The 25,674-nt window shown below is 64.2% G+C and carries 22 protein-coding genes; 12 read left to right on the top strand and 10 right to left on the bottom strand.

The annotated features are described in order from the left end of the window. The first annotated feature begins 19 nt into the window (after positions 1–19). Positions 20–814 carry a peptidoglycan DD-metalloendopeptidase family protein gene (locus tag H6X51_RS04295; RefSeq protein ID WP_185266277.1) on the top strand — a complete coding sequence of 265 codons (795 nt, stop codon included), beginning with the start codon at positions 20–22 and terminating at the stop codon, positions 812–814. A 165-nt stretch (positions 815–979) separates the two neighbouring features. Further along, a complete protein-coding gene (gene rpoS / locus H6X51_RS04290) occupies positions 980–1,978 on the top strand; it encodes an RNA polymerase sigma factor RpoS (RefSeq protein ID WP_407925942.1) in 999 nt (332 codons plus the stop codon). A gap of 155 nt (positions 1,979–2,133) precedes the next feature. On the opposite strand, the gene H6X51_RS04285 is transcribed toward rpoS, so the two are convergent. After that, a complete protein-coding gene (locus tag H6X51_RS04285; RefSeq protein WP_185266275.1) occupies positions 2,134–5,190 on the bottom strand; it encodes a multidrug efflux RND transporter permease subunit in 3,057 nt (1,018 codons plus the stop codon). Positions 5,191–5,200: 10 nt separating this feature from the next. After that, positions 5,201–6,319, bottom strand: a complete 1,119-nt coding sequence (locus H6X51_RS04280; protein WP_185266274.1) for an efflux RND transporter periplasmic adaptor subunit — start codon at positions 6,317–6,319, stop codon at positions 5,201–5,203. A gap of 145 nt (positions 6,320–6,464) precedes the next feature. Between H6X51_RS04280 and H6X51_RS04275 the strand changes: the two genes are divergently transcribed. Then, positions 6,465–7,046, top strand: a complete 582-nt coding sequence (locus H6X51_RS04275; protein WP_185266273.1) for a LemA family protein — start codon at positions 6,465–6,467, stop codon at positions 7,044–7,046. Then, complete coding sequence (locus tag H6X51_RS04270; RefSeq protein ID WP_185266272.1) at positions 7,043–7,966, top strand: GIDE domain-containing protein; 924 nt, start codon at positions 7,043–7,045, stop codon at positions 7,964–7,966. The genes H6X51_RS04275 and H6X51_RS04270 overlap by 4 nt, the downstream gene beginning before the upstream one ends. A 14-nt stretch (positions 7,967–7,980) precedes the next feature. Here H6X51_RS04270 and H6X51_RS04265 read toward each other — a convergent pair whose 3' ends face one another. The 3 genes from H6X51_RS04265 to H6X51_RS04255 form a co-directional block, all read right to left on the bottom strand. Then, positions 7,981–10,038: a putative bifunctional diguanylate cyclase/phosphodiesterase gene (locus H6X51_RS04265; protein WP_185266271.1), complete on the bottom strand. Its 2,058-nt coding sequence runs from the start codon at positions 10,036–10,038 to the stop codon at positions 7,981–7,983. A gap of 123 nt (positions 10,039–10,161) precedes the next feature. Next, complete coding sequence (gene sodB, locus H6X51_RS04260; RefSeq protein ID WP_185266270.1) at positions 10,162–10,743, bottom strand: superoxide dismutase [Fe]; 582 nt, start codon at positions 10,741–10,743, stop codon at positions 10,162–10,164. Between the two features lie 159 nt (positions 10,744–10,902). After that, positions 10,903–11,526, bottom strand: coding sequence for a LysE/ArgO family amino acid transporter (locus H6X51_RS04255; protein WP_185266269.1), 624 nt, complete (start codon positions 11,524–11,526; stop codon positions 10,903–10,905). 92 nt (positions 11,527–11,618) lie between these two features. On the opposite strand from H6X51_RS04255, the gene H6X51_RS04250 reads away from it, so the two are divergent. From H6X51_RS04250 to H6X51_RS04240, 3 genes are all read left to right on the top strand, one after another. Then, on the top strand, positions 11,619–12,509 hold the full coding sequence (locus H6X51_RS04250) for a LysR family transcriptional regulator ArgP (RefSeq protein ID WP_185266268.1): 891 nt from the start codon (positions 11,619–11,621) through the stop codon (positions 12,507–12,509). 86 nt (positions 12,510–12,595) lie between these two features. Further along, positions 12,596–13,507: an ATPase gene (locus H6X51_RS04245; protein ID WP_185266267.1), complete on the top strand. Its 912-nt coding sequence runs from the start codon at positions 12,596–12,598 to the stop codon at positions 13,505–13,507. Continuing rightward, the gene (locus H6X51_RS04240) at positions 13,507–14,142 is read left to right on the top strand and encodes an acyl carrier protein phosphodiesterase (protein ID WP_185266266.1); all 636 of its coding nucleotides are present in this window, start codon (positions 13,507–13,509) and stop codon (positions 14,140–14,142) included. Before H6X51_RS04245 ends, H6X51_RS04240 begins: the two co-directional genes overlap by 1 nt. Here the strand turns inward: H6X51_RS04240 and H6X51_RS04235 are convergent. Both H6X51_RS04235 and H6X51_RS04230 read right to left on the bottom strand, forming a co-directional pair. Beyond that, positions 14,076–14,855, bottom strand: a complete 780-nt coding sequence (locus H6X51_RS04235) for a lysophospholipid acyltransferase family protein (RefSeq protein WP_185266265.1) — start codon at positions 14,853–14,855, stop codon at positions 14,076–14,078. The genes H6X51_RS04240 and H6X51_RS04235 overlap by 67 nt on opposite strands. Further along, positions 14,855–15,610 (bottom strand): GNAT family N-acetyltransferase, encoded by a 756-nt coding sequence (locus H6X51_RS04230; protein ID WP_185266264.1) that lies wholly within the window; start codon positions 15,608–15,610, stop codon positions 14,855–14,857. Before H6X51_RS04230 ends, H6X51_RS04235 begins: the two co-directional genes overlap by 1 nt. A gap of 179 nt (positions 15,611–15,789) precedes the next feature. Between H6X51_RS04230 and H6X51_RS04225 the strand changes: the two genes are divergently transcribed. Next, on the top strand, positions 15,790–16,947 hold the full coding sequence (locus H6X51_RS04225; protein WP_185266263.1) for a phospholipase D-like domain-containing protein: 1,158 nt from the start codon (positions 15,790–15,792) through the stop codon (positions 16,945–16,947). Positions 16,948–16,951: 4 nt separating this feature from the next. Here the strand turns inward: H6X51_RS04225 and H6X51_RS04220 are convergent, their stop codons facing one another. Next, positions 16,952–18,079: a GGDEF domain-containing protein gene (locus tag H6X51_RS04220; protein ID WP_328795617.1), complete on the bottom strand. Its 1,128-nt coding sequence runs from the start codon at positions 18,077–18,079 to the stop codon at positions 16,952–16,954. Between the two features lie 244 nt (positions 18,080–18,323). Between H6X51_RS04220 and H6X51_RS04215 the strand changes: the two genes are divergently transcribed. Next, complete coding sequence (locus tag H6X51_RS04215; protein ID WP_185266262.1) at positions 18,324–19,847, top strand: fumarate hydratase; 1,524 nt, start codon at positions 18,324–18,326, stop codon at positions 19,845–19,847. 83 nt (positions 19,848–19,930) lie between these two features. Here the strand turns inward: H6X51_RS04215 and pyk are convergent, their stop codons facing one another. After that, positions 19,931–21,382: a pyruvate kinase gene (gene pyk, locus H6X51_RS04210; RefSeq protein WP_185266261.1), complete on the bottom strand. Its 1,452-nt coding sequence runs from the start codon at positions 21,380–21,382 to the stop codon at positions 19,931–19,933. Positions 21,383–21,492: 110 nt separating this feature from the next. Between pyk and edd the strand changes: the two genes are divergently transcribed. The 3 genes from edd to H6X51_RS04195 are packed head-to-tail and all read left to right on the top strand — an operon-like array spanning position 21,493 to position 24,679. Continuing rightward, positions 21,493–23,325: a phosphogluconate dehydratase gene (gene edd / locus H6X51_RS04205; protein ID WP_185266260.1), complete on the top strand. Its 1,833-nt coding sequence runs from the start codon at positions 21,493–21,495 to the stop codon at positions 23,323–23,325. Continuing rightward, on the top strand, positions 23,322–24,038 hold the full coding sequence (gene pgl / locus H6X51_RS04200) for a 6-phosphogluconolactonase (RefSeq protein WP_185266259.1): 717 nt from the start codon (positions 23,322–23,324) through the stop codon (positions 24,036–24,038). The genes edd and pgl overlap by 4 nt, the downstream gene beginning before the upstream one ends. Next, positions 24,038–24,679 (top strand): bifunctional 4-hydroxy-2-oxoglutarate aldolase/2-dehydro-3-deoxy-phosphogluconate aldolase, encoded by a 642-nt coding sequence (locus tag H6X51_RS04195; protein WP_185266258.1) that lies wholly within the window; start codon positions 24,038–24,040, stop codon positions 24,677–24,679. Before pgl ends, H6X51_RS04195 begins: the two co-directional genes overlap by 1 nt. 16 nt (positions 24,680–24,695) lie before the next feature. On the opposite strand, the gene H6X51_RS04190 is transcribed toward H6X51_RS04195, so the two are convergent. Beyond that, positions 24,696–25,631, bottom strand: coding sequence for a universal stress protein (locus H6X51_RS04190; protein ID WP_185266257.1), 936 nt, complete (start codon positions 25,629–25,631; stop codon positions 24,696–24,698). Positions 25,632–25,674 lie beyond the last annotated feature (43 nt).

The following is a 25,674-nucleotide window of genomic DNA, read 5'->3' as shown; positions in this document are numbered from 1 at the left end:
TATCGGATTACCCGCAGTCATGCTGCTGGCGGCGCTGCTGGCCGGCTGTGCCGGCCCGGCGGGCACCGTGCCGGTGGATGATCGCAGCCGTGGCAGCGCCCGTGTGCCACAGGTCACCAGCGGCAGCCATGTGGTGCAGCGGGGCGATACCCTGTATTCCATTGCTTTTCGCTACGGATGGGACTGGAAAGCGCTGGCAGCAAACAATGGCCTGCGCGAGCCCTTCACCATCTATCCCGGTCAGCGCCTGAGTCTGGCCAGCCGTTCCGGCTCCGCCGCCCCTCGTTCCAGCGCGCCGGCCTCCACTGCCTCCAGACCGCCCAGTGGCGGGGCGGTACAGTCGCGTCCAACTACCCCGGCGGCCACACCGACTCCGGCACCTCGCCCATCTTCGCAACAAACTGTTACACAAAAGCCGGCAAGCACGCCCGCTCCCGCTGCGCTTACCGGCTGGCAATGGCCGGCGCAGGGCCCATTGATCGCACGTTTTCAGTCAAATACCAGTTTGAACAAAGGGATTGATATTGCCGGTCAATTGGGTCAGCCTGTGAAAGCTGCGGCAAACGGTTCAGTGGTATACGCGGGGCGTGGGCTCATCGGTTATGGAGACATGATCATCATCAAGCATGATGAAAACTATCTCAGTGCCTACGCCCACAACAGCCGCTTGCTGGTAAAGGAAGGAGAGCAGGTCAAGGTTGGGCAGCAGATTGCTGAAATGGGCAGCAGTGGTACCGACAGGGTCAAGCTGCATTTTGAGATCCGTCGTCGTGGCCAGCCTGTTGATCCGCTCGGTTATTTGCCCAAATTGTGAACTTGTTCAAAACAAAGCTGTATCAGCATTGTCATAGTTTCCAGACACACTGCAGGAAGCACCGGGATGGCGAGCGGGGCTGTCATTCCCGGCGGTAGTCAGCGGAGACTGACGCGCACCGGATTGCATTGAGCAATTCGATCGTGTTTCGACTGAAGATGGGGCATGCACATGGCAGTTAATAATAATGCGCCTGACCGGCACATCAGCGACGATACGGAGTTGATGGACCAGGCCAGGCTCGAAACCTGCGACGATACGCAGGAACCAGCCCGAACCCGGGTGACCACTCCGCGCAATCATCAACGCGAAAACGCGTTCGAATTCACCCGCCAACTCGATCCTACCCAGATGTATCTCAACGAGATCGGCTTCTCTCCGCTGCTTACACCAGAGGAGGAGGTGCATTTCGCTCGATTGGTGCAGAAGGGCGATCCGGCCGGGCGCAAACGCATGATCGAGAGCAACCTGCGGCTGGTGGTCAAGATTGCCCGTCGCTATGTGAACCGCGGCCTGGCATTGCTGGATCTGATTGAAGAGGGCAACCTCGGGCTGATCCGGGCAGTGGAGAAGTTCGATCCCGAACGCGGCTTTCGTTTCTCCACCTATGCCACCTGGTGGATTCGCCAGACCATCGAGCGGGCGATCATGAACCAGACCCGGACCATTCGCTTGCCGATCCATGTGGTCAAGGAACTGAACATCTATCTGCGCGCCGCCCGAGAGCTGACCCAGAAGCTCGACCATGAGCCCACCCCCGAGGAAATCGCCGAACTGCTGGATCGTCCGGTGGAGGACGTCAAGCGCATGCTCGGCCTGAACGAGCGGGTGGCTTCGGTGGATGTGCCGCTGGGGGCGGACTCGGACAAGACCCTGCTCGATACCCTGCCGGACGATATGGCCGGTGATCCCAGCGAGCTGCTGCAGGACGAGGATCTCAACGCCAGCATCGATCAGTGGTTGTCGGAACTGAGCGAGAAGCAACGCGAGGTGGTCACCCGCCGCTTCGGGCTGCGTGGTCATGAAAGCAGTACCCTGGAAGAGGTAGGCCGGGAAATCGGCCTGACCCGCGAGCGGGTACGGCAGATTCAGGTCGAGGCACTCAAGCGTCTGCGCGATATCTTCGAGCAGCATGGCCTGACGGGGGAGTCGCTGTTCACTTAGAGCCTTGGACATGCAGTAGGTAAACTTGTAGGAGCGCCGCCCCGGCGCGAAGCAGACTGGCGGCGAGTACTGTCTTGCCTGTAATTGCATAGCCTGCGAGCCCGCTTCGCGCCGGGGCGGCGCTCCCGCAGGCTACTCCCACAAGCGGTGCGCTCCTACAGGATTGCTTGCTGCCCGTTTGCCTGTTGGGCTTTGGCCTTGCCGCTGAGCATGACGTAGACCGCCGGCAGTACGAACAGGGTGAACAGCGTACCTATGGTCAGGCCGCTGGCGATCACCACACCGATGTCGAAGCGGCTCACCGCGCCGGCGCCGCGTGCCAGCAGCAGGGGAACCATGGCGAAGACCATGGCTGCGGTGGTCATCAGTACCGGTCGCAGGCGGATGGCTGCGGCGGCCTCGACGGCCTCGCGTACGCCCAGTCCCTTCTCGCGCTGCAACTGGTTGGCGAACTCGACGATCAGGATGCCGTGCTTGCTGATCACCCCGATCAGTGTCACCAGTCCGACCTGGGTATAGATGTTCATGCTGGAGATCCCCAGGAACAGCGGTATCAGTGCACCGCAGATCGACAGCGGCACCGTGACCAGGATCACCAGCGGATCGCGGAAGCTCTCGAACTGCGCCGCCAGCACCAGGTAGATCAAGGCCAGGGCCAGGACGAAGGTGACATACAGCTCGGCACCTTCCTGCTTGAACTGGCGTGATGCGCCGGCATAGTCCACGGTGTAGCCCTGCGGCAGTTCCTCGCTGGCGATCTGCTCGAGGGTGGCCAGTGCCTCGCCCATGCTGACCAGCGGAACGCCCTGGATGCGCGCGGCATTGAGTTGCTGGAACTGGTTGAGCTGGGTGGGGCGGGCATGCTCGCTGGCGCTGATCAACGAGCCCAGCGGCAGCATCTCGCCCTGGCGGTTGCGCACCTGGTACTGGTTCAGCCAACTGCTGTTGTCGCGGTAGGCCCGCTCGACCTGGGCGATGACCTTGTAGCTGCGACCCTCGATACTGAAGCGGTTGATCTCGCCCTCGCCGAGCAGCGAAGCCAGGGTGATACCGATATCCTCCATGGCCACATCCATCTGGGCGGCTTTCTCGCGGGAAATCTCCAGAGCGATCTCCGGCTTGTCGAAGGCCAGATCCACATCCAGGAAGGCGAACTTGCCGCTTTCCTGGGCGCGCTGGGCGACGCGCTCGGTGACCTGCAGCAAGGTTTCGTAATCGCCCGGTGTACCGATCACGAACTGCAATGGCAAGCCTTCGCCGGCGCCGGGCAGCGCTGGCACGTTGAAGGCGAAGACCTGCAGGCCGGCAATCTCATCCAGGCTGCGCTGGACCAGCGGCAACAGTTCCTTCTGCCCCAACTCACGCTGATCCCAGGGGGTGAGAATGAAGCCGCCGACTCCACTCTGCACGCCATCGATACCATTGATCTGGAAGTGGCCCTCGTACTCGTCGAACTCCTGGAGACGCCGGTTCAGCTCATCGGTGTAGTGGGTCAGGTAGTCCAGGTTGGCGGTCTTCGGGGCGTTGGCCAGCATGAAGATGAAACTCTGGTCTTCCTCGGGCGCCAGCTCGCTGCGGGTGAACATCAGCAGCGCCGGAATCAGCAGCAGTACCAGCACGCCGAAAGTCAGGGTCACGCCGCGGGTGTCCATGCTGCTGTGCAGGGTACGCTGGTAGCGTTGCTGCAGGCCATCGAACAGCCGGTCCAGGCGCGCCGCCAGGCCGCTTGAGGCATGTGTCGGGCGCAGCAGCCGCGAGCACATCATCGGTGACAGCGTCAGCGCGACGATGCCGGAGATGATCACCGAGCCGGCCAGGGTGAAGGCGAATTCCTTGAACAGCGCGCCGGTGACACCCTGCAGGAAGCCGATCGGCGCATACACCGCCGCCAGGGTGATGGTCATGGCCACCACCGGCATGGCGATCTCCCGGGCACCATGCAATGCCGCCTGATAGGGCGGCTGACCCTCCTCGATATGGCGGTGGATGTTCTCCACCACGACGATGGCATCATCCACCACCAGCCCGATAGCCAGCACCAGCGCCAGCAGGGTCAGCAGGTTGATCGAGTAACCCATCAGTTGCATGAAGAACAGTACGCCGATCATCGACAGCGGGATGGTTACCACCGGAATGATCACCGAGCGTACCGAGCCGAGGAACAGGAAGACCACGATGATGACGATGATCACCGCTTCGATCAGGGTCTTGATCACCTCGTCAATGGAGGCCTGGATAAATACCGTGGCGTCGTAGGCGACCGACAGCTTTAGTTCCGGCGGCAGCTGCGCCTCGATCTCCGGCAATGCTGCGCGTACTTCGGCGATGACGTCCAGCGGGTTGGAGGTGGTGGTGCCTTCGATACCGATGTAGACCGAAGGAATGCCATTGAAGAAGCTGATGGCATCGTAGCTTTCGGCGCCCATCTCGACCCGCGCGATGTCGCTGATCAATATGCGGTTGTCACCGTCGGTGCGCACCGGGATGGCGGCGAACTGTTCGGGGTCCTGCAGGTCGGTGAAGGCGTTCACGCTGGTGACCACGTACTCGCCCTTGGTTTCCCCGGCGGCGGCGAGAAAGTTGTAGCGCCGCACCGCCTGGTTGACATCGCTGGCGGTAACCCCCAGTGCGCCCATGCGCACCGGGTCCAGCCACAGGCGCATGGCGAAGGTCTGGCGACCGAGGATGGCGGCCTCGGCGATGCCGGGCAGGGTCGCCAGGCGCGGCTGCACGATGCGCGACAGGTAATCGGTGATCTGCGGGTTGCTCAGGGTTTCGCTGTAGAAACTCATGTACATCAGCGCGGTAGTATCGGCGGCCTGGCGGCTGATCACCGGCTCTTGGGCCTCGACCGGCAACTGGTTGCGCACCTCGGCGGTCTTCGACATCACGTCGGTGAACAGCCGGTCGGTATCCACGCCGAGGCGGGCATGGACCTGGATCACCGAGAAGTTCTGCCGGCTCACCGAGCTGATGTAGTCGACACCCTCGGCGCTGGCCAGGCTCTGCTGGATCGGCTGGGTGATATAGCCCTGGATCACCTCGGCGTTGGCCCCCGGGTAGGAGGTGGTGACGGTGATCAGCGCATTCTCCATTTCCGGGTATTGGCGTACGGTCAGGCTATTGAAGGCCTGCATGCCGAGCAGGATGATCAGCAGGCTGACCACCGAGGCCAGCACCGGGCGGCGGATGAAGATATCGGTGAATGCCATGATCGGGACCTTACAGCGGATTGCTGTTGTTGATGATGACCGCGGAACCGTCATCCAGCTTCAGCTGCCCGGCACTGACCACCCGCTCGCCCTGCTCCAGCCCCTGCAGTACCACGACCTGACCCGCACGCCGCTCGCCGGTGGTGACGAAGCGCCGCTGGACCTGCAGCGCCGGCGGTTCGCCATCGGCACTCTGTTCACTATCCTCGGCGCCTGGCGATGCTGGCTGGATCACATACACCGAGTGGCCGTAGAGGCTGAAGTTGACTGCGGTTTCCGGCACCACGATGCGGGGCTGGGCGTCCGGCAGCAGGACATTCAGTTCGGCGAACATACCCGGCAGCAGTTGCTCCTCGGGGTTGTTCACCTGGGCGCGCACCAGCAGGGTACGGGTGCTGGCATCGACCCGGGGGTTGATGGCGGTTATCTCGCCGCTGAAGCTCTGGTCGCTGAAGGCCGCCACGCTCAGCTCCACCTGTTGTCCCGGGGCCAGCTGCGGATAGTGCTTTTCCGCGAGACTGAAGTCGACGTACAGGCTGGACAGGTCCTGCAGCGTGGCGATCAGCGTACCGGGGGAAAGGTAGTCGCCGGGATCGACCCGGCTGATGCCGATGCGTCCGGAGAAGGGTGCGCTGATGGTCTTCTTCTGCAGAATGGCGCGCAACTCGTCGGCCCTTGCCTGGGCCTGGCGCAGGGTCGAGGCGGCCTGGTCGAACTGTGCCTGGGAGATGCTCTGGCGCTGCAGCAGGTTCTGCTGGCGATCGAAATCCAGGCGCGCTAGCGAGACCTGCGCCTCGGCGGTGGCCAGGCTGGCTCGCTCGACATCATCATGCATCACCAGCAGTTTCTGCCCGGCCTCGACCTGCTGGCCCGATTCGAACAGCACCTGCCCGACGGTGCCGGCGGTTTCCGCGGTCAGCTCCACCCCCAGATTTGCGGTCAGGGTACCGATGGCGGGCAGCCGGCTTTGCCAGTCGAGGGTCTCGGCTGGTGCGGCACTGATCTGGATGGGCGGCTTGGGTGCGGTAAAAGCAGCTATCTGCTGCTTGATCGACCAGAATTTCCAGGCGCCGAGGGCGGCTACGACAAGAATGAACACGACCAGCATCAGGATGAGTCTACGCAGCATGAAGAGCAGCCCTGCAGTGGTGTCGGTGGCGAAATCTGCCTTCGCCCCGTACAGCTGTTGTTGAATTATGTGCGAAGATTACCGGGTCTGTGGTTTGAAACAAAGTGCTGGAGTGTCTCTGGCCGCAAAAAAAGGAGCGCGGTGAATGGACTGGGGCAATGTGACGGTCGTTATCCTGGTGGCGACGTTGGTGGTGGCGCTGATCTATGGCATCACCCTGTATAACCAGTTGGTCAATCTCAAGCATGGGGTCAGCCAGGCCTGGGCCAACATCGACGTGCTGTTGCGCCAGCGTCATGAGGAGCTGCCCAAGCTGGTGGAGGCGTGCCGGCAGTACATGCAGTACGAGCAGGCGACCCTGGAGCGGGTGATCAGTGCGCGCAATGCGGTCGGCCAGGCCCGGGACCGCTCCGACCTGAAGCAGCTGGGCCAGGCGGAGACGGCGCTGCGCAACGGTCTCGGCCAGTTGTTCGCGCTGGCGGAAAACTACCCGCAACTGCAGGCCAGCAGCTCGTTCCAGCATCTGCAACAGCGTATTTCCGGCCTGGAAAGCGGTATTGCCGACCGCCGTGAGCTGTACAACGCGGCGGTGAATATCAACAACGTGCGTATCGAGCAGTTCCCCGATGTACTGGTGGCACGGCTGTTCTCCTTCCATGGCGCCGAGCTGCTGCAGTTTTCCGAAGCGGAAAAGGCCGATGTGAACCTGCGCCAGCTGTTTTCATGATCGAACTGCCCGGTGGCCTGGTCACCTCCAGCAACGTCCATGCCATCGCCACCGCGCTCAGCTCGCTGCTGACGTTGTGGCTGTTGTACCGCATGTTCAGCCGGCTACGCCGTGCGCGTTGGGTGGAGGATACACCGACCTCGAAGGTCCGCTCCGCGGCCCAGGGGCTGGTGGAGCTGAACGGGCGGCTGGAAGCGGGTGGGCACGCACCACTGATATCGCCATTGGGCGGTCGTGCCTGCCTGTGGTACCGCTTTACCGTGGAGGAATATCGCCGTAGCGGGCGTAATCGCGAGTGGCGAACGGTGGAGCGCGGCATGTCCGACCGGCCATTCCTGCTATGCGATGACACCGGTCAGTGCTGGATACAGCCCAAGGGCGCCGAGGTGCATCCGCGTCAGCGCCGGCGCTGGGAAGGCAACCGTCGCTGGCCCCTTTCGGCCAGTGCCCAGACCGGCGTGCTGGGAGTCCTGCTCGGGCGGCGCTATCGCTATACCGAGGAATGGCTGCAGCAGGATGATGTGCTCTATGCGCTGGGCTGGTTCGAAAGCCGCGGCGGGGGGCGCGAAGCCATGGACCCGCAGCGCATTGCGCGGCAGGTCATCAGCAGTTGGAAAGCCGATTACACCGACCTGCTGGCGCGCTTCGATCGCAACCGCGATGGTCAGCTCGACCAGCATGAATGGCAGCAGGTACGCGCCGCCGCGGCCAGCGAGGCGCAGCGGCAGGTGCAGGACGCGGCCGGGGCGCCGGTGGTGCACATGCTCGGCAAGCCACCGCACCGGGGATTGCCGTTTCTGCTGTCGGACCACCATGAAGAGCATCTGAGCCGCCGCTTGCGGCGTCAGTCGGGCTGGAGCCTGGCCGGCATGCTGCTGGCCGGTGGCGTCGCCGGCTGGTTGTGGCTGGCGCTGGTCTAGGCACTGCTCAGACCCTAGGATTGATCGGCTGCTGCCAGGGTCTGCTCATAGTCGTCCATCCATGTCACCAGTGCTGCGGCGGTCAGCGGGCGGCTGTAGAAGTAGCCCTGGCCTTCATGGCAGCCCTCGGCGCTGAGATAGGCTTCCTGTTCGGCCGACTCCACACCCTCGGCGATCACCTGCATGTTCAGGTTGCGGCCCAGCTGGATGGTGATACGCACGATATTGCGGTCGTCGTGATCGACCAGCAGGTCGCCGGTGAAGCTCTTGTCGATCTTGATCTTGTCCAGCGGCAGGCCACGCAGGTAGCTCAGCGAGGAGTAGCCGGTGCCGAAGTCGTCCAGGGCGATCTGCACGCCGGTGGACTTCAATTCGTTCAGGTGTTTCGCAGCTGCCTGGATATCTTCCATCAGGCCGGTTTCGGTGACCTCCAGTTCCAGGCAATTGCGCGGCAGGGCGTAGCGCTGCAGCACGCGGGTGACCATGCAGCTCAGGTCCGGGTGATGCAGTTGCACGGTCGACAGGTTGACCGACATGCGCAGCTCCGGCCTGCCGGCCTGCTGCCAGTCGCGTAGCTGCCGACAGGCCTGGTCCAGCACCCACTCGCCGATGGCGATGATCGCTCCGCTCTGTTCGGCCAGGGGAATGAACAGGTCCGGCGGCACCAGGCCGCGTTCGGGGTGATGCCAACGCAGCAAGGCCTCGACGCCTACCACGCGGCGGGAGGTAAGGTCGATCTGCGGTTGGTACACCAGATGGAACTCGTTGCGCATCAGCGCATCGCGCAGGCTCGATGCCAGCTCGCGACGCACGCGCATCTCGCTGTCGACGCTGGCGATATAGAACTGGTAGCGATTGCGTGAACGGATCTTGGCCAGCATCATGGTCTGCTCGGCCTTCTGCAGCAGTTTGCTGGCATCCATGCCGTCGTCGGGGAACAGGGTGATGCCGATGGTGGCCCGCAGGATCACGCTGCTGTCGTCCAGCGGGAACGGCTGGCTCAACTCGTCCAGCATCTGCTGCGCGAGTTCGGCTACCTCGTAGGGCTCGTTCACGTCGGCGACGATCAGGGCGAACTGGTCGCCGCCCAGGCGCGCCACGCTGGTCAGGCGGCCACTATGGGATTGCAGGCGTTCGGCGACCGCGACCAGCAGTCTGTCGCCGGCCTGGTAGCTGAATTTCTCGTTGATTTCCTTGAAGTCATCCAGCCCGCAGCACAGCACCGCCACGCTGCGCTGGCGGCGCCGGGCGTCGGCCAGCACCCGGGTCAGCTGTTCCAGCAGTATGCTGCGGTTGGGTAGGCCGGTCAGGTTGTCGTGCTGCGCCATGTGCAGCAGGCTGGCCTCCGCTTCATGGCGTTGGCTGCGGTGGCGTTCGATGGCATCCAGCAACTGGTTGATCTTGGTGATCAACAGCCCCAGTTCGTTCTTTTCCTGGCCGGGCAGCATCGGGACCATCATCCGGCCCGACTGCTCCGGGTTGATCTCACTGATGTGCTCGATGATGCGTGCCAATGGCCGGGTCAGCAGCACGTGGTAGACCAGATAGACCGCACCGGCCATCACCAGCGCGCGCAGCAGGCCCGAGACCAGGATGATCATCGAGTTGCGCAGGAAGGTCTGACCGTAGAGGCCGGTCTCCAGGGTCAGCTGCAGGTCGCCATAGTATTCGTTGTAAGGTGCGCGACCGAGCAGGGGAATGCTGAAGCGCTGTTCGACGCCGAACAGCAGGTCGGTGAGATAGCGATAGGGGAGGTCGCTCAGTGGGCGCTCGCGGCTGGCCAGCGGCGCTTCCTGTGGATGGCCGATGGCGGCGAAGTGCACCGCCCGGTTGGCGAACAGACCCTCGATGACCTGGGTGGCCATTTCCTTGTCCAGGCTGAAGATCGCCTGACTGGCCGGATCATGAAACATCGCCAGAATCTCATCGGCGTCGCGGGCGATGGACTCACGTACGGTGCGAAAGTCGAAGAGTATCTGCGCCAGGCTCAACAACATGCCGGCCAACAATGCCCACAACAACACCAACTGCAACAGTTTGACCGAAAGACTGTGCCGGGGATCTACTTTCACTCGGGTCGTCCTTTTCTCCATTTATTTGCATCATGCATTCGGAACTGCTTGCGGCGCAACTGCTGAAAACACAACACCCCGCCGGGGCGGGGTGTTGTGTTATTCACATCAAGCGGGGAGGCCTCAGCCAGCGAAGTTCTTCGCCACGAAATCCCAGTTGACCAGATTCCAGAATGCCTCGACGTATTTCGGACGGGCATTGCGGTAGTCGATGTAGTAGGCGTGTTCCCAGACGTCGCAGGTCAGCAGCGGGGTGTCGCCGGAGGTGATCGGGTTGCCGGCGCCGATGGTGCTGGCCAGGGCCAGGGAGCCGTCGGCCTTCTTCACCAGCCAGCCCCAGCCGGAACCGAAGGTGCCGATGGAAACCTTGCTGAACTCGTCCTTGAACGCCTCGAAGGAGCCGAATGCCTTGTTGATGGCATCCGCCAGTTCACCGCTGGGCTGGCCGCCGCCGTTCGGGCTCAGGCAGTTCCAGTAGAAGGTGTGGTTCCAGACCTGGGCGGCGTTGTTGAACAGGCCGCCGCTGGAGGTCTTGATGATATCTTCCAGGGTCTTGCCTTCGTACTCGGTACCGGCGATCAGGTTGTTCAGGTTGACCACGTAGGTGTTGTGGTGCTTGCCGTAGTGGTATTCCAGGGTCTCGGCGGAGATGTGCGGCTGCAGAGCATCCTGGGCGTAGGGAAGTGCGGGTAGTTCGAAAGGCATGGTCTCTCTCCATCTTCAGGTTGTCGGGGCGGTTCGTGGGCAAGCCCGGTCAGGGTCTCCTGGCGCCGGCCATATAGCGGCTGCCGCCCCTGTTTATAGCAGCAAGATCATAGCATCACCCGACCGCGCTAGCCATGTCATGCGGGCGACGAACGGCGCTCAAGTGCTCTGCAATGCCGGTGACACCAATGTCCACGCGACCTTGAGCATCATTGCCGCTACCGCCAGGTCGATCACTCGCCAGGTCAGCGGGCGTTGCAGAACGGGGGCCAGGCGGGCGGCACCCAGGGCCAGACTGAAGAACCAGAGAATCGAGGCGCTGGCCGCGCCCAGAGCGAACAGCAGCGGCAGGCTCTGCTGGGCCCCGACCGAACCGATCAGCACCAGCGTGTCCAGGTACACATGGGGGTTGAGCAGGGTGATCGCCAGGGTCGCCAGCAGTACCGTGCGGCGGGTGCGCTGCGGCCGGCTGGCGGCCTGGGCGGCCAGTGCCTGGGTGCCGAAGGCGCGGCGGATGGCCAGCAGGGCGTAGCCGACCAGGAAGATCACCCCGCCCCAACGGGTCACTTCCATCGCCAGCGGGTGCTGCTGCAGCAGCACCGCCAGGCCGAAGGTGCCAGCGACGATCAGCAGCGCATCACAGCTCATGCATACCACGGCCACGCTCAGGTGATGCTCACGGCGCAGCCCCTGGGCGAGGACGAAGGCGTTTTGCGCGCCGATGGCCATGATCAGCCCGGCAGCGACCAGCAGGCCGTTCAGGTAGCTCGAAAAATAGTTCATGGGGTGGCTCCGGCCCAGGGAAAGGCTGGTAGTCTGCGGGCAGTGCGCGTATAAGAGAAACAAATATCGCTAATGGGGTATAAGCTTATCTGATGTTGGACTACAAGCTTCTACAGGCGCTGGCCAGCGTCGTCGAGCAGGGCGGATTCGAGCGTGCCGCGCGCCTGCTGGGGCTGTCGCAATCGGCGGTCTCACAGCGCATCAAGCTGCTTGAGGCGCGGGTCGGCGCGCCGGTACTGCTGCGGGGCTCGCCGCCGGCGCCCACCGGCATCGGCCAACGCCTGCTCAACCATGTCCAGCAGGTTCGCCTGCTGGAGCGTGATCTGCAGCACGACGTACCCATGCAGTTGGAGGACGAGGTGCTGCCGCGTTTGCGGGTGGCGCTGAATGCCGACAGTCTGGCGACCTGGTGGGCAGCGGCCGTGGCCGGGTTGTGCCAGCGTCAGTCACTGTTGCTGGAGCTGCTGGTGGATGACCAGGATGTCGGCCTGCGGCGCATGCGCGCCGGCGAGGTGGTCGGTTGCGTGTGCGCCAGCGAGCAACCGGTGGCTGGCGCCCGGGCGGTGCCGCTGGGCGCCATGCGCTACCTGGCGGTGGCCAGTCCCGGCTTCATGCAGCATCACTTCGCCGCCGGCCTGGATGCGGAGGCGATCCGCCGGGCACCGGCCATCGTGTTCGGTCCGGACGACCGCCTGCAGCACCGTTTCCTCGCCAGCTGTGGCTATGACGGCGAGTTTGCGCATCACCTGTGTCCCTCCTCGGAGGGCTTTGTGCGCCTGTTGTGCGCCGGCCTTGGCTGGGGCATGGTACCGGCACTGCAGGTGACGGCCGAATTGGCGGATGGACGCTTGCAGCAGGTGCTGCCCGGCCAGCATGTGGACGTACCCTTGTACTGGCACTACTGGCGCAACGGTGGGCGCCTGCTGGAAGCGCTGACCGAGCAGTTGCTGCAGCAGGCGCCGCGCAGTCTCGGTATGGAATGAGCTACCGCTGGTCAGCGGCCAGCGCAGCACGCAGAATGGCTGCCACTTTCGATGGTCAACCAGATTTGGCAATGACAGGGGGAACTATGCGCGATGACGATATCGACGGTGAGCTGCCGGATATCCGGGCGACCGACGATGACCGCGTGACAAGGCAGCCGGGGGAGCGCCGCAGTGCCGCGGCCGAGCCACCGGTGGTGCGTGCACTGCGTGAGCCGGCGCCGCGCCGTCAGCGTAACGGCGCGCTGTGGGCGGTATGCCTGAGCCTGCTGATCGCGCTGGTCGGGCTCGGTTACTGGAGCCACCAGCAGCAGACCCGGCTGCAGCGCCAACTGGTGGCGACCCAGGAGAGCTTCGCGCGGATCAGCGAGGAAGCGGCGGGCCGCCTGCAGGATATAAGTGGCAAGGTCATCGCCACCGAATCCACCCTCAGCCAGGGTGAGCAGGACCGCATTCAGCAGCTCAGCCAGCTGGAAAAGAAGGTCGAGCAACTGCTGGCGACGCAACAGGCGCAACAACAGACGCTGCAGGAGCAACAGCAGCGGTTGCAGCGGGCCAGCGAGACCCAGGCGCAGCGGCTGACAGCCCTGGACCAGCTGAGCGGAACCCAGGGTGAACAGCTCGAACGCCAGCAACAGGATATCGCCGGACTGACGCAACAGGTCGAGAGCTCCGCCGAGGCCCAGACCGCCTTGCGCAGCGAACTGGCGCAAGCGGATGAGCGGCTGCAGGCATTGGCCGAGCTGGAGCGCAAACTGGCCGAGCAGGAGAGCCAGCTGGCACGTCAGCGCGGCGAGCTGCAGGCCCTGTTGCAGGCCTCCGCCGGGCCCAGTGTGGAACAGGAAATGCTGGTGCTGCGCAGTGAAATCGATCAGCGCCTGGCTTCGGCCGAGGAGGCGCTGCGGGCGATCGACAGCTTCCGCGTGCAGGCCAACCGCAATATCTCCACCCTGCAGAGCCAGTTGAGCAACCTGCAGCAACAGATGAGCCAGCGCTAATGAATTTCCTCGCCCACCTGCGCCTGGGGCCCGATGATCCACAGCAGGCGCTGGGTGGCCTGCTGGGTGATTTCGTCAAGGGTCCGGTGGCCGCCATGGACCTGCCGGACCCGGTACGCCAGGGCATCTGGCTGCACCGGCGCATCGATGCCTTCACCGACCGGCATCCGCTGGTGCTGCGCAGCAAGGCGCGGGTCACCGACGAGCGCCGGCGCTACGCCGGGATCATGGTCGACATGTTCTATGACCATCTGCTGGCGCGGCACTGGACTCGCTTCGCCGACCAGCCGCTGGCGCTGTTCACCCAGCGCATGTACCAGGCAGTACTGAGCCAACAGGTGCTGATGCCGGAGCGCGCCCGGACGGTACTGGTGCGCATGGCCGAGCAGGACTGGCTGGGCAGCTACGCCGAACTGGCGAACCTGCACATGGCACTGGACAACATGGCCCGGCGCCTGCGGCCGGGCAATCGCCTGCCGGGCGCCGTCATCGAGCTGGAGCGGGACTACCCTGGTTTCGAGGCCGACTTCCTGGCGTTCATGCCCGAGGTGATCGACTTTGCCGAGGCTCAGGCGGCTGCGCTCAGGGCCTCGGCGGACTGGCAGGGCTTGCTGGCCTCCAGGCCCAACGCCTGAATCACCGCCTGGCGCGTACTGCGCGCCAACCGGTTGCGCTCGAGCTGGCTGCTGTCGATCAACGGCAGGAAATGCAACTCGACCTCGATGCGCGATGAACCCAGCAGACGCCACAGGTGGCGGGAGAATTCGTCGTCATCGATGAAGGGCGCAATATCGTCCCGCCGACCGTCGCGATGATAGGCCAGGGCTACCGGCTGCACCGGTATGTCGCCGCCGGCCACACAACCCAGCAGACGGCCGTGGAACGTGCGCACCCGGTCGCCGGCGGTGGTGGTGCCTTCGGCGAAGATCACCAGGCCCTGACCTTGCTCCAGCACGCCGGTCATACGCTGGCTGACCTCGGTGCTGGTCTGCCCGCGCTGTATGAACAGGGTGCCGGCCTGGTGCGCCAGCCGGCCCAGCAGCGGCCAGTGGCGTACCTCGGCCTTGGAGACGAAGCGCACCGGCGCCTGCGCGCCAAGCAGGATGATGTCCAGCCAGGAAACATGATTGCCGACCCACAGCGCGGTGCGCCGGGGCGGGCGCCCGTGGCAGCGGATACGCAGCGGCAACAGGCGCAGCAGTCCGCGCATCCACCAGCAGGTCACGGCCTGGCGCGGGCGGGTGCGCCAGCGCAGCGGCGGCAACTGTAGCAGGCCGCTGAGCAGCAGGCCGAGCACAACCCAGCCGGCGACCGCCGGGGCCCGCCACAGGCGACGCAGCCAGGGCATCAGCTGACCGCCTTGAAGTGCCGCGCATAGCGTGGGCAGAGCTGTTCCCGGCGCAGCAGGATGAACACATCGGCGACATTGAATGCCGGGTCCCAGCAGGGCTCGCCGCAGATCTTCGCGCCCAGGCGCATGTAGGCCTTGAGCAGAGGCGGGATCTGCGCGGTGACGTTGACCGGCAGGTCCATGTCCGCCAGCGGCAGGCGTGGTACCGCGTTCAGCCACTCGCGGCTCAGGTAGCGCTCGCGCAGGCGCTGCATGATGGCGTGGGCCTGAATGCCACCATCGCCCATGCCGATGCTGGCGCAGCCCATCAGGAAACTGTAGTTGCGCTCGTTCATCAGTTGCGCCAGACCCGACCACAGCACCGCTATGGTCGCGCCATTGCGATAGTCGGCATGCACGCAGGTACGGCCTATCTCCAGGATCGGCCCGCGCAGCTGGGGGAGTCCGACCAGGTGGAACTCGCCTTCGCTGTAGAAGCCGCCGGCCCGCACTGCGCCATTGCTGTCGAGCAGGCGGGTGGTGGCTACTACCTGGCCGGTGTCGCGGTCGCGTACCAGCAGGTGTTCGCAGTGGGTATCGAATTCGTCGAGGTCGAGCCCCTCGACCGGGCTGTCCAGGCGCGCACCGCACTCCTCGCTGAAGATGCGGTAGCGCAGCGCCTGGGCTTCCCGCAGGGCGGCGGGGTCGGTGGTCAGCTCGACCATCAGTGGAGACGGGCTGATCTGCTGTGTTACCTGTGCTGCATATGTCATCGATACCTCCAGCGCATCCTTGGTCTGTGGCATATGCTGACCAGCGGCCATGTCACCTGGATGACGCATTGGTGGCGTTTGGATGACATGCACGGGCGCCGATGCCTGTGCCCGGGCTGCTATGATCAGTGAGGTGTTCGAATGGGACACTACCCAATACCCTGACAACAAAGGTGCGCATGGCAGCCCCGGTCTATCCCTGGCGTGAAGGCAACAGCTTCAAATTGATGATGGACGGGGACCGCTTCTTCCCGCGTATGCTGCAGGCCATGGTCCAAGCCTCCTGCAGCATCGATATCGAACTCTACCTGGTCGAGTCCGGCGACAGCACGCAGCAGGTCATGGATATCCTGCTGCAGGCGGTGGCGCGTGGCGTGCAGGTGCGTTGCCTGTTCGACAGCCTGGGCAGCCGCGAGCTGCAGGACAGCGACCGCCAGCAGCTGCTGCAGAGCGGTGTCGATCTGCGCTTCTACAACCCGCTGAACCTGCTGGGCGGGCGTTCCAACCTGCACCGCGACCACCGCAAGCTGTTGATCGTCGATCAGCGCCGGGTGTTCATCGGCGGCGCCGGTTTCACCGATGCCTTCTGCATCCCCGGTGCCGAGGGGCGCTGCCTGTGGCACGAACAGATGCTGGAGGTGCAGGGGCCGGTGGTGGCGGACTGGGTGGCGGTGTTCGAACGCCAATGGCAGGCTACCGGGCGGCGTAGCGGACGGCAGCCGCCAAGGTTGCGGCGGATGCGTCTGCCGCCGCATCCGCAGGGTAGTGACGGCCTGGCGCGGGTGTCACTGACCGACGGTCGCACGCACCGGGAGCTGGTGCAGGCGGTGCTGGCCAATATCGCCCGTGCCCAGCACCAGGTATGGTTGGCCACACCTTATTTCGCCCCGACCTGGCGCATTCGCCGGGCCCTGGCCCGGGCCGCCCGGCGTGGTGTGGATGTACGTTTGCTGCTGTGCGGCGAGGTCACCGATCATCCGCCGGTGCGGTATGCCGGGCAGCGCTACTACCGGCGCCTACTGGCGGCCGGGGTGCGTATTTTCGAGTATCAGCCGCGCTTTCTGCACCTGAAGACGGTACTGGTGGACGACTGGGTGAGCCTGGGCTCGTCCAACTTCGACCACTGGACCCTGCACTGGAATCTCGAAGCCAACCAGAACGTGGTCGACACTCGCCTGAGGCGGGTGGTGGAGCAGAGCTTCAGCGATGACTTCGCCGAGTCGCGCGAATGGACCCTGCACGACTGGCTGGCCTTGCCCTGGACGCATCGCATGAAGATCCGTCTGTGGGGCACCATCAACCGTATTGCCATCCAGTGGCTGGATATCCGTAGCTAGGTGCTCAGGCAAAAGCCTCATGGTGAGTCTGGGTGCAGTTGCGGCCGCCGGCCTTGGCCCGGTACAGCGCCTCATCGGCCTGACTGATACGCCACTCCAGGTCGTCCTCCGGGTGGATCAGGCACAGGCCGGCCGACAGCGTGCAGTGCACGCCCTGGGGTAGCGCCGGGAAGGGGAAGGCGGCCAGTGCCAGGCGGATGCGTTCCACGCAATGCTGCACCGTGGGCAGGTCGCACTGGCCCAGCAGCAGGATGAATTCCTCGCCGCCGAAACGCGCGACCATGTCCTCGCTGCGCAGGCTGGCGCGCACGATGCGGGCGAAGCCCTGCAGGACCTCGTCCCCGGCGCTGTGGCCGTACAGATCGTTGATACGTTTGAAATGGTCCAGGTCGATCAGCGCCAGGCCCAGGGTCTGGCCACTGCCCAGCAGGGTCATGCGGCGCTGTGCCTCGTCGATGAAATGGCGGCGGTTGGGCAGGCCGGTCAGCGCATCGGTGGCGGCCAGGTTCTGCAGCTGGTCCATCATGCTGCGCAGCGTCTGCTGGTGCTGCTGCAGGGTACTGTGGCGTTGCTGCAGGCGCTCGCGCAGCTCACGGATATAGCTGGCCAGAATGGTCAGCCAGAGCAGGAAGCAGGCCAGCACGAACCATTCGAGCAGGGCCAACGACAGCTCCTGGGGGTAGATATGGAATACCTGGTTGAGCGCGATCAGACCGCCATAGCACAGCAGCGCCAGGCCCGCATGCACAGTGTAGGCCCGGCGAGACAGGTGGAATACGCCGAACAGCAGGATCAGGCAGTAGGCCACCAGCACGGTGCCGCGAATCGGCCCGACCAGCGCCAGCAGGTAGGTCTGCAGCAACAGTGCGACTATGATCTGCGCGCTGGTCAGGCTGGGGTCGCGGAAGTGCAGGTTGAAGCCGGTGCGGAACATGACCAGAAACACCACCTGGGTGATCAGTCCGATGAGGTAATGGCTCAGCATCATGGCATTGCTGCCGATATAGCTGCCGGTGGCCCAGGCCACGGCAATCACCACGTAGGCGATCAGGTAGGTGGTCTGGGCGAGGTAGAATCGTTGCAGGCGCAGGGCCTGGAAGCGCGCCTGCTGGTCGAAGTCCGTATCTGTCACGATATATCCTTCTTGATATCATTGTGATGTCACTGTAGCTGGCGCTGCGTGCTTTGCCCAGTCGATAGCGCAAAGCTATCAGCCGAACGGCTGACCAGGCTTTGCAAGCTCGGGTATACTCTGTCGCCTGTTTTCATTCTGCCAGGGTCCCTGCGGCCCGGCCCAAGCATTCCGTGAACCTGGCCGCATCGCCTTGCAACGGTGATCCCGCGGCCAGCAAGCCTATAGAGGAGCCTGTCCGAGAATGGCCGTAATAAAGCAAGATGATCTGATCCAGAGCGTTGCCGACGCGCTGCAATACATCTCCTACTATCACCCGGTGGACTTCATCCAGGCGGTACACGAAGCCTATCAGCGTGAGGAATCCCCGGCGGCGCGCGATGCCATGGCGCAGATCCTGATCAACTCGCGGATGTGCGCTACCGGCCACCGGCCCATCTGCCAGGACACCGGGATTGTCACCGTGTTCGTCAAGGTCGGTATGGACGTGCGTTGGGACGGCGCCACCATGGGCCTGGACGACATGATCAACGAAGGTGTACGGCGTGCCTACCAACTGCCGGAAAACGTGCTGCGCGCCTCCATCCTCGCCGACCCGGCGGGCAAGCGCACCAACACCAAGGACAACACCCCGGCGGTGATCCACTACCAGGTGGTCCCCGGCAATACCATCGAGTTCCACGTCGCGGCCAAGGGTGGCGGCTCGGAGAACAAGTCGAAGATGGTCATGCTCAACCCCTCCGACTCCATCGTCGACTGGGTGGTCAAGACGGTCCCGACCATGGGCGCTGGCTGGTGCCCGCCGGGTATGCTCGGTATCGGTATCGGCGGTACCGCCGAGAAGGCCGCGGTACTGGCCAAGGAATCGCTGATGGACCCGATCGACATTCACGAGCTGCGCCAGCGCGGCCCGCAGAACCGCATCGAGGAATTGCGCCTGGAGATCATGGACAAGGTCAACGCACTGGGCATCGGTGCCCAGGGTCTCGGCGGCCTGACCACGGTGCTGGATATCAAGATCAAGGACTACCCGACCCACGCCGCCAGTCTGCCGGTGTGTATGATCCCCAACTGCGCAGCCACCCGCCACGCGCACTTCGTGCTGGACGGCAGCGGCCCGGCTGTGCTCGAGGCGCCGCCGATGGAAGCCTACCCGGACATCACCTGGGAAGTCGGCAGTGGTGTGCGCCGGGTCAACCTGGACACCGTGACCCCGGAAGATGTGCAGAGCTGGAAGAGCGGCGAAACCGTACTGCTGTCGGGCAAGATGCTGACCGGCCGCGACGCCGCGCACAAGCGCATGGTCGACATGCTGAACAAGGGCGAGCAACTGCCGGTGGACCTGAAGGGACGCTTCATCTACTACGTTGGTCCGGTCGATCCGGTACGTGACGAAGTGGTTGGACCGGCTGGCCCGACCACCGCTACCCGCATGGACAAGTTCACCCGCCAGATCCTCGACCAGACCGGTCTGCTGGGCATGATCGGTAAGTCCGAGCGCGGCCCGATTGCCATCGAGGCGATCAAGGACCACAAGGCGGTCTATCTGATGGCGGTGGGTGGTGCAGCCTATCTGGTGGCACAGGCGATCAAGAAGGCCGAGGTGCTGGCATTCCCCGAGCTGGGTATGGAAGCCATCTACGAGTTCGAGGTCAAGGACATGCCGGTCACCGTGGCGGTGGACACCACCGGCGAGTCGGCACATATCACCGGGCCGCAGATCTGGCAGAAGAAGATCGCCGACAGCCTGGCGGTCGAAGTGCAGTAACAGCTGGTGCATAAAAAAACCCGGTCTTCGGACCGGGTTTTTTTATGCAAGCTACCCGGAGCGGGTAGCTTCGAGGGCAGCCCTTAGACCAGCTTTTCACCCACCTGCAGCAGCTTCATCGAGTTGGTGCCGCCGCGTGAGTTGTAGACATCGCCCTTGGTCAGTACCACCCAATCCCCCGCCTTGACATGACCCAGTTCCAGCAGCTTGTTGACCGCGTGCTGGTTCACTTCGCTGGATGGCATCTCGGTGGGGTTGAAGGCGATGCTCTGCACGCCGCGCATCAGCGCCACCCGGCCCAGGGTCTGGGTGTTGGGTGACAGGGCGTAGATCGGCAGGTGCGAGCGGATGCGCGACATGATCAGCGGGGTGTAGCCGCTTTCGGTCAGGGTGATGACCGCGGTGACGCCGGGGAAGTGGTTGGCAGCGTACATGGCGGCCAGGGCGATGGTCTCGTCGCAGCGGCCGAACTCCATGTGCAGGCGGTGACCGGACTGCTGGCTGGTGGGGTTCTTCTCGGCGCCGCGGCAGACACGGTCCATGGCGGCGACGGCTTCGACCGGGAAATCACCGGCAGCGGTTTCGCCGGAGAGCATGACCGCATCGGTATAGTCCAGCGCCGCGTTGGCCACGTCGGAGACTTCCGCACGGGTCGGCAGCGGGCTGCTGATCATCGATTCCATCATCTGCGTGGCGGTGATCACCGTCTTGTTCTTGCGCCGGGCACGGGCAATGATGATCTTCTGGATGCCGACCAACTCGGCATCACCGATTTCCACACCCAGGTCGCCACGGGCCACCATCACGCAGTCGCTGGCGTCGATCAGGCCGTCCAGCGCGGCCTCGTCGGCCACCGCTTCGGCGCGCTCGATCTTGGCCACCAGCCAGGCCTGGGAGCCGGCGTCGCGCAGCAGCTTGCGCGCCAGATCCATGTCCTTGGCGTCACGCGGGAAGGATACCGCCACGTATTCCATCTGCATTTCCGCAGCCAGCACTATGTCGGCGCGGTCCTTGTCGGTCAGCGCGGCAGCGGAGAGGCCACCGCCGCGGCGGTTGATGCCCTTGTGGTTGGACAGCGCACCGCCTGCGGTCACCGTGCACACCGCCTCGTCGCCGGTGATGGCGTCAATACGCAGTACGATACGACCGTCATCGAGCAGCAGTTCATCGCCGGCATGGCAATCGGAAACCAGTTCGGGGTAGTCGATACCCACCACCTGCTGGTTGCCGTCGTCCAGCGGGTGGCTGGTGGACAGGCGGAACTGATCGCCGACCTTCAGCTGGATCTTGCCTTCCTTGAAGCGGGCGATGCGGATCTTCGGCCCCTGCAGGTCGCCCAGCAGGGCCACGTGGGTACCCAGGCGTGCGGCGGTCTCACGCACCAGGTTGGCGCGAGCCCGGTGCTCGTCGTGGGTACCATGGGAGAAGTTGAGGCGGGCGACGTTCATGCCGGCCCTGATCAGGGCCTCGATGCGTTCCGGGGTATTGCTGGAGGGTCCGAGGGTGGCGACGATCTTGGTACGACGCAGGGTCATGAATGTTTTCCCCTTCAATGACATATCAGTGGCTTACAATAGGGATCATACCTTTTTAAGCATGACAGGCAGAAGCCAGCAATCAATTACATTCGCAGGAGGACTTTGCAATGCATCCCCGGGTAATCGAGGTGACCGAGCGTCTGCGCCAGCGCAGCCGGTTATCGCGTGCGGCCTATCTGCAGCAGATGGCGGAGGCGGCGGCGCGTCCGCGTGGTCGATGGGACCTGTCATGCAGCAATTTCGCCCATGGCATCGCCGGCTGCCCGGCCACGGACAAGCAGCGCCTGCGCCTGCCCGATGAAGTCAATATCGGCATGGTCACTGCCTACAACGACATGCTCTCGGCGCACCAGCCGTATGAAAGCTTCCCGGCGCAGATCCGCGAGGCGCTGCGTGCCATCGGCGCAACCGGGCAGGTGGCCGGTGGTGTGCCGGCGATGTGTGACGGGGTCACTCAGGGTGAGCCGGGCATGGAGCTGTCATTGGTCAGTCGCGATGTCATCGCCATGGGCACGGCGGTAGCGCTGTCGCACAACATGTTCGATGCCGCGCTGTGCCTGGGTATCTGCGACAAGATAGTGCCGGGGTTGCTGATGGGGGCGTTGCGCTTCGGTCATCTGCCGGTGCTGTTCGTGCCGGCCGGGCCGATGCCCTCAGGGCTACCCAACAGTGAGAAGGCCATGGTCCGCCAGCGCTACGCCGAAGGGCTGGCCAGCCGCGAGGAGCTGCTCGATGCCGAGTGCCAGGCCTACCATGCGCCGGGTACCTGCACCTTCTATGGCACGGCCAATACCAACCAGATACTGCTCGAAGCCATGGGCCTGCAGTTGCCCGGCGCCTCCTTCATCAACCCCAACACCCCGCTGCGCGATGCCCTGACCGTGCATGTCGCCGAGCAGGCCGCACACCTGGCGCGGACGGGGCAAGGCAGCCTGGCGTCGATTCTCGATGAACGGGCACTGGTCAACGCCCTGGTGCTGCTGCTGGCGACTGGTGGCTCGACCAACCTGACCCTGCACCTGGTGGCCATCGGCCAATGCGCCGGTCTGCAGTTGAACTGGGATGACATGGGGCTGCTCTCGGAGGTGGTGCCGACGCTGGCGCGGATCTACCCCAATGGCCAGGCGGATGTGAATCACTTCCAGGCCGCCGGTGGCACTGCCTTGCTGTTTGCCCAGTTGCTGGACGGCGGCCTGTTGCATGCTGATGTGAATACCATCGCCGGGCCGGGATTGCAGCGCTATACCCGTGAGCCGGTCCTGGAGCAGGGGCGGCTGATGTGGCGCGATGGCCCGCAGACCAGCCTGGATGAGAACATAGTGCGCAGCCGGCACAAGCCGTTCAGTGCCGATGGTGGCCTGCGGGTGATCGATGGTGATCTCGGTCGAGGGGTGATCAAGGTCTCGGCGGTCAACCCGGAGCACTGGCAGGTCACCGCACCGTGCCGGTTGTTCGACACCCAGGAGGCCTTCGTCGAGGCATTCCAGAACAACGAATTCGATAGTGACGTGATCGTTGTCGTGCGCTTCCAGGGTCCGGCCGCCAATGGCATGCCGGAGTTGCACAAGCTGACGCCTTATCTCGGTGTGCTGCAGGACCGTGGGCTGCATGTGGCGCTGGTGACCGACGGGCGCATGTCCGGCGCCTCGGGCAAGGTCCCGGCGGTCATTCACCTGACCCCGGAGGCGCATGCCGGTGGGCCGCTGGCCTATCTGCGCGACGGTGATCGTCTCAGCCTGGATGCCGGGCGCGGTGTATTGGCGGTGCATGTCGAGCAGAGCGAATGGCAGGCGCGGACCGCTGCCACGCATGCCGCACCGGTGCGACGCGGCTGGGGCCGTGAACTCTTCGCCTTCGCCCGGCAGGGTGCCAGCAGCGCCGAGCGGGGCGCCAGTTGCTTTACCGACAGCCTTATCCAGGCCGATGGAGGTGCCATATGATTGAAGCCCTGGTGACAGCCCGTGGGTTGGGTTGGAATGAAAGTTGTTCGGCACAGGAGCAGGCCGAGGCGGTTGCCGCCCATATTCGCCGCGCACTGCAGCAGGCTATCGCGCTGCGTGGCCGCGCCAGCCTGGCGTTGTCCGGAGGTCGGGGGCCGGAGCTGTTCCTGCGCCGCCTGGAGCAGCTGGAGCTGGCCTGGGAAAAGGTCACCATCACCCAGGTGGATGAGCGCTGGGTGCCTCCGCAGGATGCGCAGAGCAATGCGCGGCTGATCCAGCAATGCATGCCGGGCGTGCTGCAGCGTGCCACCTGGCTGCCGATGTTCCAGGGCCAGGGGCTGCAGGCCGATGCCCAGTACTGCCACGTCATGCTTGAGCCGCTGCTGCCGCTGGATGTGGTGGTGCTGGGCATGGGGCCGGACGGGCATACCGCCTCACTGTTCCCGCACATGCCGCAGCTGGCCGAGTATCTGTCAGAACGCGCCAGCGCCAGCTGCATCGCGGTGCCCGCCGAGGGCGAGCGGCTGGCACGCCTGAGCATGACCGCGCGGGCAATCCAGAGTGCCCGCCTGAAGTTGCTGGTGATCGCCGGCGAAGACAAACGGCGGACGTTGGCCAGCGCCCTGGGCGAAGACGATCCTCTGGCCCGGCCGATCACAGCTTTTCTTACTCCACCCATGGACATTTTCCACACCGAGGAACATCAAGCGTAATGAGATTGGCCGAGAACAGCAGCAACCTGGATCGTATCTTCAATGGCCAGCGCATACTCCCAGTGCTCAGCATTCGCCGGGAAAGCGATGTGTTGCCGTTGGCCGATGCGCTGGCCGCGGGTGGCATCACCAACCTGGAAGTCACCCTGCGCACACCGCTGGGGCTGGCGGCGATTCGCCTACTGGCCGAACAGCGCCCGCAGCTGTGCGTTGGTGCCGGTACGGTACTGGATGGTCGCCAGTTCCAGTCGGTGCTGGATGCGGGGGCACGCTTCGTGGTCAGCCCCGGCTGCACCGATGAGCTGCTGACCCTGGGCCTGGACAGCCCGGTGCCGCTGCTGCCGGGGATTGCCACCGCATCGGAAATCATGCGCGGATACCGCCTGGGATACCGACGCTTCAAGTTGTTTCCGGCCGAGGTTTGCGGTGGCACGGCCCTGCTCAAGGCATTTGCCGGGCCCTTTCATGATGTGCGCTTCTGCCCGACTGGCGGTATCGGGCCTGCGAAACTGCCCGATTACCTGACGCTGGACAATGTGGTGGCGGTCGGCGGCAGCTGGATGGCACCGCCAGCGCTGGTGGAAGCGGGCGACTGGGCCGGCATCACCCGCCTGTGCCGGCAATTCGCCCCGTCCGAGTGAGACGGGGCGGCACTGCTCAGGCAGGTTTCGACGGGTCGACGAAACCGTCGGGTTTGACGATCAGCAGATCGCAGGGCACATGGTCGAGCAGACGCTCGGCGGTGTGGCCGATCAATGCGCTTTCCAGTCGCGAGCGGGAAATCGCCCCGATCACCAGCAGGTCGACGTGGTGCTGCTCGGCGAACTCGGGGATCGCCTGCTCGGGATAGCCGCGCCGCAGATGCTGTGCCTCGGAGGCTACCCCGGCCTGGTTGGCGAACTCGCGGAAGGCCTCGGCATGATGCTTGTGTACCTCGGCAGCGTAACCGTCGTAGTCGGCGACCATGCCGGTATCGAAGGCCAGGGTATGCGGCAACGGGTTGTAGCAATGTACCGCCTGCACTTCACCGCCGACGGCCTCGGCCAGTGAGCGGGTGGTCTCCAGCAGTTTGTAGTCCAGGCTGGCCGGCTTGTCGGCCTCATGTAGCGGGTCGACGCTGGCGCAGAATACCTGCAGTGCACTGTTCGGCTGCTTGACCAGCCACAGTGGCGCCGGGCAATGGCGGATCAGATACCAGTCGCTGTTGCTCAATACCAGTCGCTTCAACAGGCCATGATGGTGCGTGGTCTTGAGTACCAGGTCCGGCTGCTGTTCATGGATGGCACGCAGGATGTGGCGCTCGTAGCGCTTGCCCCATACTGCCTGGGTGTTGACCGTGAAACCGCGTTCACGCAGTGGCTGGGCCAGGCGGTCGAGATGCTCCTCGCGGTGACCGAGCAGCGAATTGCGGGCCTTGGCCAGTGCCTCGCTATCGAATAGCTGACCGCGGTCCAGTGCCGCGATGTAATCGCTGACGAACAGCGTGAAGCGGGCCGACGGATAATGCGTCGCCAACTGTTCCGCGCGGCGCAGGCAGGGTTGGTCGGTATCGCTGGTCGGGTCGATCGCTACCATGATGTGCTGGATGTTCATTTCGCTGTCCCCTTGTTGCGGTGGTTTTCTCCAGCGTAAGTCA

This window comes from Halopseudomonas xiamenensis, from assembly GCF_014219065.1.
In the GTDB taxonomy this organism is placed as follows: Bacteria; Pseudomonadota; Gammaproteobacteria; order Pseudomonadales; family Pseudomonadaceae; genus Halopseudomonas; species Halopseudomonas xiamenensis.
The sequence above is the reverse complement of the archived record's forward strand: the minus strand, read 5'-3'. Positions and strand labels throughout refer to the sequence as shown.